Here is a 15,721-nt window from a genome sequence, read left to right on the forward strand (position 1 = left end):
CGGTTCACTCCGTTATTCAGCTCCTTAATGAAGGGATATAACGCTGTTTTGAGTGGCAACATTACGGGTGAGCAGAGTACTGTAAATATGAAAAATGCTCTGTGGCTTTCTAACGGAAACTCAACGGTTGGAACGCTGAAGAGTGCTGGGGGTCGAATTGAACTGGGAGGTGGGAAAGACTTTGCCACCTTACAGGTAAAAGAGCTTAACGCAGATAACTCCACGTTCCTGATGCATACCAACAACAGTAAGGCTGACCAGCTGAATATCTCGAATAAACTGTCGGGCATTAATAATACCGTTCTGGTTGACTTTTTAAACAAACCTGCCAATGGTACGAACGTGACGTTAATTACTGCACCGAAAGGGAGTGACGAGAAAACGTTTAAAGCCGGAACTCAGTTAATTGGTTTCAGTAATGTCACGCCTGTAATCAGCACAGAAAAAACTGACACTGCCACAAAATGGATGCTGACAGGCTATCAGACTGTTGCTGATGCAGGAACCTCGAAAACAGCAACGGACTTTATGGCGTCAGGTTATAAATCCTTCCTGACAGAGGTCAACAACCTGAACAAGCGTATGGGTGACCTGCGTGATACGCAGGGGGATGCCGGTGTATGGGCGCGTATCATGAACGGTACCGGTTCGGCAGACGGTGGTTACAGCGATAACTACACGCACGTTCAGATTGGTGCAGACAGAAAGCATGAGCTGGATGGTGTGGACTTGTTTACTGGTGCATTGTTGACCTATACGGACAGTAATGCGGACAGTCATGCATTCAGTGGTAAAACAAAATCAGTGGGTGGTGGTCTGTATGCATCTGCGCTCTTTAATTCCGGGGCTTATTTTGACCTGATTGGTAAATATCTCCATCACGATAATCAGTACACGGCGAATTTTGCCTCACTGGGAGAAAAAGACTACAGCTCTCATTCTTGGTATGCCGGTGCTGAAGTCGGGTATCGTTACCACCTGTCGGAAGAATCCTGGGTGGAACCTCAGATGGAGCTGGTTTACGGTTCTGTTTCAGGAAAATCCTTTAACTGGGAAGACCGGGGAATGGCACTGACCATGAAAGACAAGGATTATAACCCACTGATTGGTCGTACCGGTGTTGATGTGGGAAGAACTTTCTCTGGAGATGACTGGAAAATTACAGCGCGAGCCGGGTTGGGTTATCAGTTCGACCTGTTGGCGAATGGAGAGACAGTTCTGCGGGATGCATCTGGAGAGAAACGTTTTGAAGGCGAAAAAGACAGCAGGATGCTGATGAATGTGGGGATGAATGCGGAAATTAAGGACAATATGCGTTTTGGTCTGGAGCTGGAGAAATCAGCGTTCGGGAAATATAACGTGGATAATGCGATAAACGCCAACTTCCGTTATTCTTTCTGACAGACTGTTGAATCAGGCCTGCCATCTGGCAGGCCTTTTTACAGACACGAAAAGCTTTCTCTCAGGATGCTTACATTTTGTTCGCGTAATAAAAGCAAGCAAACGCGAAACGCGTTACTCAAAAACGAATTGAAATATAATACGAATATTTATATGGCAAGATCTTTCCGATGGACGAGGCCGTAAAAAAGGTTGTGTGGCTGGCAATCTAGGCCGCGTCACAGAAATGGATAATGCCACTTTATTATCGAGTTTGGTGACCGCCTGGGAAAGGGCATTTACACAGAATTCTGAACGCTCTCGAAATGATAGTGCCGGGAAACACGGCGTCATAGGGGACCATCCCGAAACGACTGGAGCATCTGAAGGGGCACTGGAAACGGTTTTCATAACAAAACGCCCCCGACTATCAGGGCCGGAGGCGGTTAAGATATCAAAAATCCGCTATTCGGTGAAGCTCAGTACCGTTCCGCTTAAGTGAACGGCATTGCATATCAGCGAACTTTCATGTCACCAGGGAGCCGCGGCTCTTGTCTCCTCACCGTCTGGTCGGTGTCCTGCTGAGACTGCTAACTTCCTGTTTTTGTTGGTGTTGTCCTTACACCGTCCAATCACGATTGGTGGAGCTGGCGGGAGTTGAACCCGCGTCCGAAATTCCTACATCCTCGGTACTACATGCTTAGTCAGTCTTTACATTCGCTTGCCAGCTGCGGACGGACACGCCACTAACAAACTAGCCTGATTAAGTTTTAACGCTTCAACCCCAGGCAGGGCTTCCACGCGATCTCTTTTGGGTTTGACCTCTCTTGATCCCCGTCCTAAGAGCGGAGGCTAGGGAGAGAGGGCTCTAAGCAGGTTATTAAGCTGCTAAAGCGTAGTTTTCGTCGTTTGCGACTATTTTTTGCGGCTTTTTACGAGGCCAACCGCCCCTCGGCATGCACCTTGGGTTTCGCAAATCCCGTCGAATCCAGAATCAGCCCCAATGTGTAATGTTAAGTATACCAGATTTTTAAGCGCAATGACTAGCCCCAAAGGCGTTACCATCCGGGAATTAGCGTCTGCATAGTATGATTTTTCTTCGATTAAGCAATGGGATGGCTACATCTGTGTCAGATTTGATAGTCGACAAGATGCTCATTCGCGCCACCGGATAGGGAGGCGCGGTGAGAATTTGATTAGTGCCACTTATGTAGATTTAACGATGGGCGTTCTTCATGATACGCGCTTTATCCACCTGCCATTCGCGCTCTTTGATATCAGAACGTTTATCGTGTTGTTTCTTACCTTTGGCGACGCCGATTTTTACTTTGCACCAGGCATTTTTCCAGTACAGGGAGAGCGCCACTACGGTATAGCCTTCGCGGTTTACGCGACCATAGAGAGAATCCAGTTCACGCTGGTTGAGAAGTAATTTGCGGGTACGAGTTGGATCGCACACTACATGTGTAGAAGCCACAGCCATTGGCGTAATGTTAGCGCCAAACAGGAATGCTTCACCGTCGCGCAGAAGGACATAGCTGTCGCTAATATTGGCTTTTCCTGCGCGTAAGGATTTAACTTCCCAGCCTTGCAAGGCAAGCCCCGCTTCAAACTCTTCTTCAATAAAATATTCGTGACGGGCGCGCTTGTTGAGCGCTATGGTCGCTGAACCAGGTTTATGTGCTTTTTTCTTCGTCATAAGCGTCGTGAATCATCGGTAATCTGAAATCGAAAACACCCCATATTAATCCTGCGGGGGACAAGGCTCTATATTAGCATGAACCCGATGTTACCCAGCGCCGGGATAGCGTTTTTTTTACAGCAGGATAAATGATATTATTTGTTGGATTTTTGTTGATGGAAATTGTTATGCCTCAGATTAGCCGGACCGCACTGGTGCCCTACAGCGCGGAGCAGATGTATCAGTTAGTGAATGACGTTCAGTCTTATCCTCAGTTTTTGCCTGGTTGCACCGGAAGCCGGATTCTGGAGTACACACCTGGGCAGATGACCGCTGCTGTTGATGTCTCTAAAGCTGGGATTAGCAAGACGTTTACTACCCGTAACCAGCTAATAAATAACCAAAGTATTCTAATGAATCTGGTTGATGGGCCGTTCAAGAAATTGATTGGTGGTTGGAAGTTTACTCCACTGAATCAAGAAGCGTGCCGCATTGAGTTTCATCTTGACTTTGAGTTTACTAATAAGTTGATTGAGCTCGCTTTTGGTCGTGTCTTTAAAGACCTGGCCTCTAATATGGTGCAGGCTTTCACTGCTCGTGCAAAAGAGGTTTACAGTGTCCGGTAAAATTGCTGTTGAGGTGGCTTACGCATTACCAGAGAGGCAATACCTGCAACGTGTAAAGTTGCAGGAAGGTGCGACAGTTGAAGAGGCGATTCGCGCCAGCGGTTTGTTAGAACTGCGTACGGATATCGATTTAACTAAAAACAAAGTCGGCATTTACAGCCGTCCGGCGAAACTCAGCGATATTGTGCATGATGGCGATCGGGTGGAGATTTATCGTCCCCTCATTGCCGATCCGAAAGAGCTGCGCAGGCAACGAGCAGAGAAATCGGCGAATAAATAGCAGACAGAAAAAAAGGCGCTCAATGAGCACCTTTTTACAGCTATTTTATTTGTTGCCGCTTAGAGCAGGTTTGTTATCAATATTGGTTAATACGCCGCTGCTATTAAAGGTTAACGTCAGCGTTTGCTGCGTTACGCCTTCATGACCTGGTTGTTGGCGGAACACATAGAACCAGGTATTAGTGCCAAATGGATCGGACATTAGCGGTGTACCCAATGCATACGCAACTTGTTGTTGCGTCATGCCAATGCGTATTTTGGATACGTCGTTAGCAGTCAGATAGTTCCCCTGGTTGATGTCAGGACGGTAAACCACTCGCTCCAGAGTGGAACAGCCTGCAGTCAACATCAATAGTACTGCTGCAGCAGCAGTCAGCGTTTTACAGCGCATAGTGATTTGATTCCTTTTCGGGCCCGAGCAGTACGTGGCTCATCTGTAATATGCCGATGATAATAGACCTTTCATCACTTTAAAACCTTTTGCTTTCTGGTCTTACGGCGTTTTGCTGTCTACTCTGACCGTGAAGCAGCAAAAAAGTTTACGCTGCAAGTAGTTCTTTCGCGTTCGCCAGTGTGTTGCGAGTGACTTCACTACCGCCAAGTAGGCGCGCCAGTTCCTGCAGACGCGCCTTTTTGTCCAGCGATTGCATATGAGTTTCTGTCATCGCACCATCGGTTTCTTTGCAGACAAAATAGTGTTGATGACCGCATCCTGCGACTTGCGGCAAATGGGTAACACACATCACCTGGGTTGATTCGCCAAGCTGACGTAGCAATTTGCCGACGACGGCCGCTGTCGGACCGCTAATACCCACATCCACTTCATCGAAAATCAGCGCCGGGGTTTCCATTTTACGCGCGGTAATGACCTGAATCGCCAGTGCAATACGCGACAATTCACCGCCAGAAGCGACTTTAGCAATTGGCTGCATTGGCTGACCCGGGTTGGTAGTTACCCGAAACTCAATGCGATCAGCTCCGTCAGCCCCCAGGTGGTGCTCGTCAAATTTTACATCAATTGTAAACTGCCCATGCGGCATGGAGAGTGCATGCATACTGTCGGTGATCAGGTGTGCCAGCTCAGCTGCATAATGTTGGCGTTGTTGGTGTAATGCGCGTGCCGTTTCTAGCGCCTGCTGATGGTGTTTCGTTACCGCCAGCGCGAGAGTTTCTTGTGAGTCAGCCTGATCGTCCAGTTGCCGCTGTTCCTCGAGCAGAGATTGATAATATTGTGGCAATGCTTCCGGGCTAACGTGGTGTTTACGTGCCAGCGAAATCTGCTTTGAGATACGTTGTTCAAGCTCAAACAAGCGGTTGGGATCGAGATCCAGTCGGTCGCAATAATGGCGCAATTCGTCACTGGCTTCAGCAATCTGGATGGTAGCTTCTTCCAGCATATTAAGTACGCCAGACAGTTTGCTGTCCATGCCAATCAATTCGCTCACCAGTTGTTTAGCCGTGTAAAGCTGGCTTTGTAGGTTTGCGTCGTCACCGTCGGCCATTAATGTCAATGCATTTTGGCTGGTAGTCAACAATTGACCGCTGTTCGCCAGGCGTTTGTACTCTTCGTCGATTTGCTCAAACTCTCCGGGCTGTGGATTAAATTCGTTCAGTTCTTTTAACTGATATTGCAGCAGTTCCGCTCGGGCTGCGCGTTCCTGACTTAACTGTTGATGATGCGCCAGGTCGCGGCAGCTTTGATGCCACAATTGATAACGTGCAAGCATTTCCTGGAGCAGAGACGTTTCATTGGCGTAGCCATCAAGCAGGAATTTTTGGTGCTCGGATTTGGTGAGTAATTGATGAGCGTGCTGACCATGGATCTGAATGAGTAACTGACCCAGTTCGCGCAGCTGCGATAGTGGAACGGCCGTACCGTTGATGAAACCACGAGAGCGGCCATCGCTACTGATAACTCGACGCAGCAGGCATTCGTGACCATCTTCCAGTTGGTTTTCTTCCAGCCAGCGCAGTGCCGCTGGCGTATCTTTTAGCGAAAAACGGGCGCACAGGTCAGCGCGAGCAGCGCCGGTACGCACCATGTCGGCTTCAGCGCGACCACCGAGACAAAGACCGAGAGCATCTATTGCAATAGATTTACCCGCGCCGGTCTCGCCGGTTATTACGGTCATACCGCTGTGAAAATCAATCTCAAGCTCACGAACGATAGCAAAGTTGCTGATGGTCAGTTGTGCCAACATAGTTGTTTTCCTGTATGAAAAACCATTACTGTTAATATGAACAGTATAAACTGGTTTTATATACAGTAAAGAGGCTGGCGCAAAATTAGAATAATTTTTTTGACCAGCCGAGCTTGGTGCTTAATGTATTGAAATAGCTGTAATCTTTAGGATGAATCAGATTCAGATGGTAATCACAGCGACGAATCAGGACATCTTCACCTTCCTGAATCGGTAGCGCTATCTGACTGTCACAGCTGATCTCCAGGTCGTTACGGCGATGCGAAAAGCGCAGACGAATCGCGCTGTTGCTGTTAATGACCAATGGTCGTGCCGACAGCGTATGTGGAAACATGGGCACCAGAGTAATTGCATCCAGTGAGGGTGTCAGAATCGGCCCGCCCGCCGAGAGGGAATAGGCGGTAGAACCTGTAGGCGTCGAAATAATCAGTCCATCGGAACGCTGAGAAAATGCAAAGATCTCGTCGATATAAACTTCGAACTCAATCATATGCGCTACTTTTCCGGGGTGAAGCACCACTTCGTTAATCGCCGTGCTGATGCGCTTCTGGCAATCTTGCTGGCAGACTTGCGCCTCCAGCAGAAAACGTTTTTCGCTGATGTAGTGACCTTCCAGCACATCGGCTAATTGTTGCTGAGCGTTGTCGGGATCGAGGTCGGTCAGGAAACCCAGATTGCCACGGTTTATGCCAATGACTTTAATGTCGTAGCGAGCGAGCGTGCGCGCTGCTCCCAGCATATTGCCGTCGCCTCCGACCACCACCGCGAGATCTGCCGTTTGACCAATCTCTGCAAGCGTACCGGTTTTCACATTCTTTAGTTGTAATTCGTGAGCGATTTGCTGCTCAACGATAACTTCGTAACCTTTTGTGCACAGCCAGCGGTAGAGCATTTCATGTGTTGTCAGTGCAGTGGGGTGCCGTGGGTGTCCCACAATGCCAATACACTTGAAATGATTATTCATTTTCCGAGGTCCTTGTTGCGAAGATTGATGACAATGTGAGTGCTTCCCTTGAAACCCTGAAACTGATCCCCATAATAAGCGAAGTTAGCGAGATGAATGCGAAAAAAACGCGGAGAAATTCATGAGTAGTAAAGAACAGAAAACGCCTGAGGGGCAAGCCCCGGAAGAAATTATCATGGATCAGCACGAAGAGATTGAGGCAGTTGAGCCAGACGCTTCTGCTGAGCAGGTGGATCCGCGCGATGAAAAAATTGCGAATCTCGAAGCTCAGCTGGCTGAAGCCCAGGCCCGTGAGCGTGACGGCATTTTGCGCGTAAAAGCGGAAATGGAAAACCTGCGTCGTCGTACTGAGCTGGATATTGAAAAAGCCCACAAATTTGCGCTGGAGAAATTCATCAACGAATTGCTGCCGGTGATTGATAGCCTGGATCGTGCGCTGGAAGTGGCTGATAAAGCCAACCCGGATATGTCTGCGATGGTTGAAGGTATTGAGCTGACGTTGAAATCGATGCTGGATGTAGTGCGTAAGTTTGGTGTTGAAGTTATCTCTGAAACTAACGTACCACTGGACCCGAATGTGCATCAGGCTATCGCGATGGTGGAATCTGATGACGTTGAGCCAGGTAACGTACTGGGCATTATGCAGAAGGGTTATACGCTGAACGGTCGTACGATTCGCGCGGCGATGGTTACTGTAGCGAAAGCAAAAGATTAATTTTTGTTTCGTAATAAATCACGGCCCTGCATGCGAATGCCGGGCCGTTTTCGTTACTCCGCCACACTTTCGCGCAGCGGTTTCACAGGAAAAACTTTTACCTGCTTAATCATATTGTCCTGTACGTCGAGAATATCGATATCGTACTCGCCAATACGCACACGAGTGCCTGCAACAGGAATTTCTTCCAGAGCTTCCAGAATGACGCCATTGATCGTGCGGGCATCATCTTCCGGCAGATGCCAGTTAAAGGCTTTGTTAATTTCCCGCACGTTGGCGGTACCATCGATAATCACCGAACCGTCGTTTTGTGGCGTGACCTCTTCGGCAAGTGTTGGCGACATCGACGTGGTGAAATCTCCGACAATCTCTTCCAGAATATCTTCGACCGTCACCAGCCCCTGAATGTCTCCGTACTCGTTGACGACCAGACCAACTTTCTTTTTATTGCGCTGAAATTTGACCAGCTGCGTGCTGAGCGGCGTACCTTCCGGCACAAAATAGATTTCATCCGCGGCGCGTAGCATGGTTTCTTTGGTGAACTCTTTTTTCTCCGACATTAACCGCCAGGCTTCACGTACACGCAGCATGCTGATGGCGTCATCCAGCGAGTCACGGTACAGCACGATGCGCCCGTGAGGAGAGTGGGAGAGCTGACGGAGAATCGATTTCCAGTCATCGTTGATATCAATACCGATAATTTCACTGCGCGGCACCATGATGTCATCAACGGTCATTTTTTCCAGATCGAGCACTGATAGCAGCATATCCTGGTTGCGACGGGAAATTTGCGACCGCGATTCGTGCACAATGGTGCGCAACTCTTCTTTACTCAAAGAGCCGCTGACCACGATATCGGTTTTAATGCCCATCATGCGCATCAACATTCGGGTAATCGCGTTGAGCAACCAGACCAGCGGCATCATCAGGACTTGTAGCGGCGCCAGTAAAAAACTACTCGGATAGGCGACTTTTTCTGGATACAGCGCGGCAATGGTCTTCGGCAAGACTTCAGCAAAAACCAGCACCACAAAGGTCAGCACGCCGGTCGCAATTGCTACGCCCGCATCACAGTACAAACGCATCCCAACAATGGTGCCGAGAGCGGAAGCGAGGATATTGACCAGGTTATTGCCGATTAACACCAGACTTATCAGGCGGTCTGGCTTGCGCAGTAACTTTTCGACTCGTTTTGCCGAGCGATTACCCTGCTTCGCCATGTGCCGCAAACGATAGCGGTTGAGTGTCATCATTCCGGTTTCTGAGCCGGAGAAATAGGCTGAAATGACCACCATTATGATCAGAATAATGATCAACGTGGTAGTAGAGATATGTTCCAGGGGAAACTCCTTTTCTGGTTTAGCTGATTAACTGCTGAACAATTCGGCTGCCGAAGTAAGCCAGAGTCAGAATGACTGCGCCAGCGACGTTAAACCAGACGACGCGGCGTCCTCGCCATCCTTCATGATAATGCCCCCACAACAGCACAATATAGACAAACCATGCCACGATAGAGAGCACGGCCTTGTCGATATTTTCCATGCTAAATAAGTTATGCATATAGAACAGGCCGGTACAAAGTGTGAGCGTCAATAGCACCACGCCAATCTGCGTGATGTGGAACATTTTGCGCTCGATACTCATTAGCGGCGGCATTTCCTGACTAAACGCCAGCTTCTTGTTCTTCAATTGGTAATCAATCCATGCCAGTTGTAGGGCATACAAGGCGGCGATAATCAACGTGGCATAGGAAAAGAGCGACAAGCCAATGTGCATCAGCATCCCTGGTGTTGCTTCCTGATGGGTGATGTATTCATTGGGCATGAAAGTCGCCAGCGCCAGGTTGATGAGCGCAAAGGCATAGACAATGGGGAGTAGCAACCAGCCACGATTGCGAGAAGCCACGATGGTCATTACCGTACAGATCATCAAACTGACCAGCGAACCAACGTTCAGCAGGCTGAGGTTTTGTCCGCTATCACAGTCGGGCAGGATGCGGGCTTCCAGAGCGATTGCGTGGCAGACCAGCGCGATGACCGCAGAAATAATAGCCATTCGCCGCCAGCCGCCGTTTTTTTGCAGCAGTCCAGGAACAATCAGCGCGAGGCTGACGGAGTAGGCGACAAGCGCGAGCAGAGCAAAAACGGGCATAGTGATGTCGACAGTTTGAGCAATGAGAAAGAAAAGCAGTATAGCGTCAGGTGAACGCTGCTCCAACCGTTGCATAACAACAAAGACGCCTTCATGTTATACTGCGGCAAAATACAGATGATGTGTCGCGATTGCGGCCAACCGTTTCCACCCCAGGCGAGAGACAATGTTTGATAATTTAACCGATCGTTTGTCGCGCACGCTGCGCAATATCAGTGGCCGTGGACGCCTCACTGAAGACAACGTTAAAGATACGCTGCGCGAAGTGCGCATGGCGCTGCTGGAGGCGGACGTCGCCCTGCCGGTAGTGCGTGAGTTTATCAATCGCGTAAAAGAGAAAGCGGTTGGTCATGAAGTTAACAAGAGCCTGACGCCGGGGCAGGAGTTCGTCAAAATCGTCCGTAACGAGCTGGTTGCGGCGATGGGCGAAGAGAACCAGACCCTGAATCTGGCTGCGCAACCGCCAGCGGTCGTGCTGATGGCGGGCCTGCAAGGTGCCGGTAAAACGACCAGCGTTGGTAAACTCGGTAAGTTCCTGCGCGAGAAGCACAAGAAGAAAGTGCTGGTGGTTTCAGCCGACGTTTATCGTCCGGCAGCAATCAAACAACTTGAGACGCTGGCAGAGCAGGTTGGCGTCGATTTCTTCCCTTCCGATGTTGGTCAGAAGCCGGTAGATATCGTTAACGCGGCGCTGAAAGAAGCGAAGCTGAAATTCTACGATGTGCTGCTGGTGGATACTGCCGGTCGTCTGCACGTTGACGAAGCGATGATGGATGAGATCAAACAGGTCCATGCGTCGATTAATCCGGTTGAAACCTTGTTTGTGGTCGACGCCATGACCGGTCAGGATGCGGCCAATACGGCGAAAGCATTCAATGAAGCGTTACCGCTGACCGGTGTCGTGTTGACCAAAGTGGACGGTGATGCCCGCGGCGGTGCGGCGCTCTCTATTCGTCACATCACCGGAAAACCAATCAAATTCCTTGGCGTTGGCGAGAAAACTGAGGCGCTGGAGCCGTTCCACCCGGATCGTATCGCTTCCCGTATTCTCGGCATGGGTGACGTGCTGTCGCTGATCGAAGATATCGAAAGCAAAGTTGACCGTGCGCAGGCAGAGAAATTAGCCAGTAAGCTGAAAAAAGGTGACGGCTTCGATCTCAACGACTTCCTTGAGCAGCTACGCCAGATGAAAAATATGGGCGGCATGGCCAGTTTGATGGGCAAACTGCCGGGCATGGGGCAGATCCCGGATAATGTGAAATCGCAGATGGACGATAAAGTGCTGGTGCGTATGGAAGCGATCATCAACTCGATGACGCTGAAAGAGCGTGCTAAGCCAGAAATCATCAAAGGTTCGCGTAAACGCCGTATCGCTGCCGGTTGCGGGATGCAGGTGCAGGACGTTAACCGTCTTCTGAAACAGTTCGACGACATGCAGCGCATGATGAAGAAGATGAAGAAGGGCGGAATGGCGAAGATGATGAGAAGTATGAAAGGGATGATGCCGCCGGGATTTCCTGGTCGCTAATCGTCCTGGCTTGTTTGCCATTTCGGCACCGGAGTGTGCTCGTCATCCTCACGTACTGCGTGTACGCTCCGGTGACTGTGCTCACTCCGGCACCAAACTGGCTGCACCGCCGACGGCCTTTTACAGCAGAGTTGGCAACTGTTGATTGCAATTCCCGCAAAAATGAGTAAAATTTTCGGGCTTTTAATATGACACCGGACTCCGTTCCTCGATGGGGTCCGGTTGTTTTATTCACACAAGAGGATGTTATGGTAACTATTCGTTTAGCACGTCACGGCGCTAAAAAGCGTCCGTTCTACCAGGTTGTTGTCGCTGACAGCCGTAATGCACGCAACGGTCGCTTCATTGAGCGCGTTGGTTTCTTCAACCCAATAGCTAGTGAAAAAGAAGAAGGCACTCGCCTGGATCTGGATCGCATCGCTCACTGGGTTGGCCAGGGCGCAACTATTTCTGATCGCGTTGCTGCGCTGATCAAAGAAGTAAACAAAGCAGCTTAATCTGTCACTGTGGTCATGATGAGCAAACAACTCACCGCGCAAGCACCTGTTGATCCCATCGTTTTGGGAAAAATGGGGTCGTCTTACGGTATTCGTGGGTGGCTCAGAGTGTTTTCTTCCACCGAAGACGCCGAAAGCATTTTTGACTATCAGCCTTGGTTTATCCAGAAGGCGGGTCAGTGGCAGCAAGTTCAGCTGGAAAGCTGGAAGCACCACAATCAGGACATGATCATCAAGCTGAAAGGCGTTGACGATCGTGATGCGGCGAACCTGCTGACGAATTGTGAAATTGTCGTGGATTCTTCGCAACTGCCTCAGCTTGAAGAAGGTGACTACTACTGGAAAGACCTGATGGGCTGCCAGGTAGTAACCACTGAAGGCTACGATCTCGGTAAAGTCGTCGACATGATGGAAACCGGATCTAATGACGTTCTCGTCATTAAGGCAAACCTGAAAGATGCATTTGGTATCAAGGAACGTCTCGTACCGTTCCTCGATGGGCAGGTTATCAAGAAAGTCGATCTCGCTACTCGTTTAATCGAAGTAGATTGGGATCCTGGTTTTTAAACCACCGGATAAACGGTAAAAGACGGCGCTATGTGGATTGGCATAATTAGCCTGTTTCCTGAAATGTTCCGCGCAATTACCGATTACGGGGTAACTGGCCGGGCAGTAAAAAATGGCCTGCTGAGCATCCAGAGCTGGAGTCCTCGTGACTTCACGCATGACCGACACCGTACCGTGGACGATCGTCCTTACGGCGGCGGGCCGGGGATGTTAATGATGGTGCAACCTTTACGGGACGCCATCCATGCAGCAAAAGCCGCGGCGGGTGAAGGCGCTAAGGTGATTTATCTGTCACCGCAGGGGCGCAAGCTTGATCAAGCGGGCGTCAGCGAACTGGCAACGAATCAAAAATTGATTCTGGTGTGCGGTCGCTACGAAGGTATAGATGAGCGCGTGATCCAAACCGAAATTGACGAAGAATGGTCAATCGGCGATTACGTTCTCAGTGGTGGTGAGTTACCAGCGATGACGCTGATTGATTCCGTTTCCCGGTTTATTCCGGGGGTTCTGGGACATGAAGCCTCAGCAACGGAAGATTCCTTTGCTGAAGGATTGCTGGATTGCCCGCACTATACGCGGCCTGAGGTGTTAGAAGGGATGGAAGTTCCGTCAGTCTTACTGTCGGGCAACCATGCTGAGATACGTCGCTGGCGTTTGAAGCAGTCGCTGGGCCGTACCTGGCTTAGAAGACCTGAACTTCTGGAAAACCTGGCTCTGACTGAAGAGCAAGCAAGGTTGCTGGCGGAGTTCAAAAAGGAACACGCACAACAGCAACATAAACATGATGGGATGGCGTAGCCCCCCGAAATATCAGTTTACCCAGGATAAGAGATTAAATTATGAGCAACATTATTAAGCAACTTGAACAAGAGCAGATGAAGCAGGACGTACCTTCCTTCCGTCCGGGTGATACCGTGGAAGTGAAAGTATGGGTTGTTGAAGGTTCCAAAAAACGTCTGCAGGCATTCGAGGGCGTGGTTATCGCTATTCGTAACCGCGGTCTGCACTCTGCATTCACTGTTCGTAAAATTTCCAACGGCGAAGGCGTTGAGCGTGTCTTCCAGACTCACTCTCCGGTAGTTGACAGCATTACTGTCAAACGTCGTGGTGCTGTTCGTAAAGCTAAACTGTACTACCTGCGTGAGCGTACTGGTAAGGCTGCTCGTATCAAAGAGCGTCTTAACTAAGATTTCGCTCAGGCGACATCCTGTTAAGAAGGGCTGGCCAATTGGCTGGCCCTTTTTTTATCTGCTGTAGTTAAGTTTAAGGTGTGTTTATCACCACAGCGACGCGGCAGTTCTCGGCGCGACTCTGTGCGGTCTTGTTACTGGCAACGGGATATTTTTTCCCTAAACCCTGAGTGGTGAGATTACTGCGAGGTATTTGTCCGCCTGTTGCCCACGCATCGGCGACGACATTAGCTCGCTTCAGCGATAAGGCTTCGTTGTAACTGTCTTCACCGTAATTGTCAGTATGCCCATCCATACGGGCATGTTTCAGGCCTGTGGAGCTCAGTTTTGCGGCCATGGTCTGGATCTGCTGCTGACTTTCCGGGAGCAATTTGTAGTCATTTTTAGCAAATAGAATGGTATCAGATAAGCCAAGAGACCAGTCACCAGCGGATTCAGTAAAACCATAAGACTGCATTGCGGCGATTTGCTCGGGAGTAAATTTCCCTTGTGGTGACTGGCAACCTGTCAGTAGCAGAGAAGAGAACGCCAGAGGGAGTATCAGTTGCTTTATCATGCAGATATTTCCTTGTTATTTCACCAGCTTTTCAGCGCGCTGGTGTTTGGCCTGATACATATTGTAATCGGCCAGCTCTTGTAATTTTTCGACGGAGGCATGTTCACAGGTCATCGCGTAACCAATACTTAAGGACATGCTAACTTGATGGCAGTTATGAAGATCGAATGGTTGATTAAAAGTTTGTGTGAGTGCTGTACAGATATGTTGAACGTCGTATTCAGACTGCACGCTATAAAGCACCAGAGCAAACTCGTCACCTCCTATGCGGTATGCCTGGTGACGTTTTCCTGCAAATTCAGTTAACCGTTTTGCCACAGCAATCAATACCTGATCGCCCGTCGCATGACCCTAGGTATCATTGATATATTTGAAATTATCGCCATCAAGAAACAGCAACGCTGAGGTCTTTCTGGTGTTGGAATCGTTCATCAACGCATTAATGCTGCTACGAAATGCGGCACGGTTAGCCAGTCCGGTTAATGAGTCATGTAAGGAAGTACGCAAAAGCTGAGCATTTTTAGCCTGTAGGCGAAGCTGCCATTCTTCCATTTCATCCAGCAGGCTATTGAAGTCGAGAGCAAAGCGATGAAACTCTTCGATGCGTTCCTCGGAAACTCTCCTGGAAAAATTGCGGTTGGAACGCACATCATGAACAACATCAGTAATGTTTTTCAGCGCCTCTACCAGACCGTTGTGCAAATGGCGGGTGAGGGTGATTGCAATACCTGATGCCAGCAGGATACAGCTGGTGAGGACCGCGAGCGAAAACCAAATGAAATGGCTGATTGAGCTGTCGCGAGCAGTTAACTGTACCTCGCCAATGATTTTGTCATTGTGGCGAATCGGTTGAATTACGGGAGCCGGAAAGAGCCAATGGCTAATAAAATTACTGAATGTATCTCCTGGTTCCCGTGCGGTGTAGTGCCAGGATGCAATGATATTGTGTTGATTATCGCGTACTTCAGCAGTTGAAAATTGGCCTTGCTGACCCAGGGCCGCCAGCGTTTCTGTCGCTGCCAGACCATCGGCAAAAACGACATCAGCTTCCAGACTGTAAGTCATTGTCGCTGCGGTGAGCGTCAGGTTTTTATGTGCATATTGTTTCAGAGTCAGTACTGACGTCACGGAAAGCAGCAGCCAAATCAGCGTCATAGTGATAAATATGCTGGTCATGCTGATGTTGCGTAATGCTCTTTTAAACGTAGGTCTCTTATCAGGAGAATTATCGTTATCCATCTTTTTTATTCCGTGCGAGCATTAATACATCCGGGTTCACCTTCACACCACTACGTGATAAAGCATCCAGGTTTACGGCAAATCTGACACGGTTATTGTTGATAACCAAACAAAATGCGCTGCCAATAATACATTCGGTGTTTTGGG

At 49.3% G+C, this 15,721-nt stretch carries 17 protein-coding genes, 1 other RNA gene and 2 pseudogenes; 10 read left to right on the top strand and 10 right to left on the bottom strand.

Annotation, left to right across the window (positions count from 1 at the left end; all coding sequences use genetic code 11):
- Nucleotides 1–1,401 (top strand): autotransporter outer membrane beta-barrel domain-containing protein (locus EA14781_RS17755; RefSeq protein ID WP_042335988.1); only part of this gene is annotated, 1,401 nt, incomplete at its 5' end.
- Nucleotides 1,402–1,697: 296 nt separating this feature from the next.
- Nucleotides 1,698–1,882: pseudogene (locus EA14781_RS23655) on the top strand (IS4 family transposase); the annotation flags it as partial.
- Between the two features lie 137 nt (nt 1,883–2,019).
- Here EA14781_RS23655 and ssrA read toward each other — a convergent pair.
- Together ssrA and smpB are read right to left on the bottom strand one after the other, a co-directional pair.
- Nucleotides 2,020–2,382, bottom strand: a transfer-messenger RNA (tmRNA) gene (gene ssrA, locus EA14781_RS23660).
- Nucleotides 2,383–2,596: 214 nt separating this feature from the next.
- The gene (gene smpB, locus EA14781_RS17760) at nt 2,597–3,079 is read right to left on the bottom strand and encodes an SsrA-binding protein SmpB (protein ID WP_000162574.1); all 483 of its coding nucleotides are present in this window, start codon (nt 3,077–3,079) and stop codon (nt 2,597–2,599) included.
- 170 nt (nt 3,080–3,249) lie between these two features.
- On the opposite strand from smpB, the gene ratA reads away from it, so the two are divergent.
- Entirely contained in the window at nt 3,250–3,687 is a 438-nt protein-coding gene (ratA, locus tag EA14781_RS17765; protein ID WP_024164737.1) for a type II toxin-antitoxin system toxin RatA, read from the top strand.
- Nucleotides 3,677–3,967, top strand: a complete 291-nt coding sequence (locus tag EA14781_RS17770) for an RnfH family protein (RefSeq protein ID WP_000014564.1) — start codon at nt 3,677–3,679, stop codon at nt 3,965–3,967. Before ratA ends, EA14781_RS17770 begins: the two co-directional genes overlap by 11 nt.
- Before the next feature lie 45 nt (nt 3,968–4,012).
- On the opposite strand, the gene bamE is transcribed toward EA14781_RS17770, so the two are convergent.
- From bamE to nadK, 3 genes are all read right to left on the bottom strand, one after another.
- Nucleotides 4,013–4,357 (bottom strand): outer membrane protein assembly factor BamE, encoded by a 345-nt coding sequence (gene bamE / locus EA14781_RS17775; RefSeq protein WP_001203434.1) that lies wholly within the window; start codon nt 4,355–4,357, stop codon nt 4,013–4,015.
- 148 nt (nt 4,358–4,505) lie between these two features.
- Nucleotides 4,506–6,167, bottom strand: a complete 1,662-nt coding sequence (gene recN, locus EA14781_RS17780) for a DNA repair protein RecN (RefSeq protein WP_000880944.1) — start codon at nt 6,165–6,167, stop codon at nt 4,506–4,508.
- An 85-nt stretch (nt 6,168–6,252) separates the two neighbouring features.
- Entirely contained in the window at nt 6,253–7,131 is an 879-nt protein-coding gene (nadK, locus tag EA14781_RS17785; RefSeq protein ID WP_001059177.1) for an NAD(+) kinase, read from the bottom strand.
- Nucleotides 7,132–7,252: 121 nt separating this feature from the next.
- Between nadK and grpE the strand changes: the two genes are divergently transcribed.
- Entirely contained in the window at nt 7,253–7,846 is a 594-nt protein-coding gene (gene grpE, locus EA14781_RS17790) for a nucleotide exchange factor GrpE (RefSeq protein WP_002461510.1), read from the top strand.
- A 53-nt stretch (nt 7,847–7,899) separates the two neighbouring features.
- On the opposite strand, the gene EA14781_RS17795 is transcribed toward grpE, so the two are convergent.
- A complete protein-coding gene (locus EA14781_RS17795) occupies nt 7,900–9,186 on the bottom strand; it encodes an HlyC/CorC family transporter (RefSeq protein ID WP_077776617.1) in 1,287 nt (428 codons plus the stop codon).
- A 19-nt stretch (nt 9,187–9,205) separates the two neighbouring features.
- Complete coding sequence (locus EA14781_RS17800) at nt 9,206–9,997, bottom strand: cytochrome C assembly family protein (RefSeq protein ID WP_024164738.1); 792 nt, start codon at nt 9,995–9,997, stop codon at nt 9,206–9,208.
- 166 nt (nt 9,998–10,163) lie between these two features.
- Between EA14781_RS17800 and ffh the strand changes: the two genes are divergently transcribed.
- The 5 genes from ffh (at nt 10,164) to rplS (ending at nt 13,776) form a co-directional block, all read left to right on the top strand.
- Nucleotides 10,164–11,525: a signal recognition particle protein gene (ffh, locus tag EA14781_RS17805; protein ID WP_000460033.1), complete on the top strand. Its 1,362-nt coding sequence runs from the start codon at nt 10,164–10,166 to the stop codon at nt 11,523–11,525.
- 248 nt (nt 11,526–11,773) lie between these two features.
- The gene (rpsP, locus tag EA14781_RS17810; protein WP_000256450.1) at nt 11,774–12,022 is read left to right on the top strand and encodes a 30S ribosomal protein S16; all 249 of its coding nucleotides are present in this window, start codon (nt 11,774–11,776) and stop codon (nt 12,020–12,022) included.
- A gap of 18 nt (nt 12,023–12,040) precedes the next feature.
- On the top strand, nt 12,041–12,589 hold the full coding sequence (gene rimM / locus EA14781_RS17815) for a ribosome maturation factor RimM (RefSeq protein WP_000043332.1): 549 nt from the start codon (nt 12,041–12,043) through the stop codon (nt 12,587–12,589).
- Nucleotides 12,590–12,619: 30 nt separating this feature from the next.
- Nucleotides 12,620–13,387, top strand: a complete 768-nt coding sequence (gene trmD / locus EA14781_RS17820) for a tRNA (guanosine(37)-N1)-methyltransferase TrmD (protein ID WP_000264780.1) — start codon at nt 12,620–12,622, stop codon at nt 13,385–13,387.
- Nucleotides 13,388–13,428: 41 nt separating this feature from the next.
- The gene (rplS, locus tag EA14781_RS17825) at nt 13,429–13,776 is read left to right on the top strand and encodes a 50S ribosomal protein L19 (RefSeq protein WP_000065254.1); all 348 of its coding nucleotides are present in this window, start codon (nt 13,429–13,431) and stop codon (nt 13,774–13,776) included.
- Nucleotides 13,777–13,852: 76 nt separating this feature from the next.
- On the opposite strand, the gene EA14781_RS17830 is transcribed toward rplS, so the two are convergent.
- From EA14781_RS17830 to EA14781_RS17840, 3 genes and pseudogenes are all read right to left on the bottom strand, one after another.
- Nucleotides 13,853–14,335, bottom strand: coding sequence for an OmpA family protein (locus EA14781_RS17830; RefSeq protein ID WP_000595356.1), 483 nt, complete (start codon nt 14,333–14,335; stop codon nt 13,853–13,855).
- Between the two features lie 15 nt (nt 14,336–14,350).
- Nucleotides 14,351–15,574: pseudogene (dgcN, locus tag EA14781_RS17835) on the bottom strand (diguanylate cyclase DgcN/YfiN).
- Nucleotides 15,567–15,721, bottom strand: a 155-nt coding sequence (locus EA14781_RS17840; protein WP_042326814.1) for a YfiR family protein, incomplete at its 5' end; no start/stop codon positions are given. The pseudogene dgcN and the gene EA14781_RS17840, both read right to left, overlap by 8 nt.

Source organism: Escherichia albertii NBRC 107761 = DSM 17582, assembly GCF_000759775.1.
Taxonomy (GTDB): Bacteria; Pseudomonadota; Gammaproteobacteria; order Enterobacterales; family Enterobacteriaceae; genus Escherichia; species Escherichia albertii.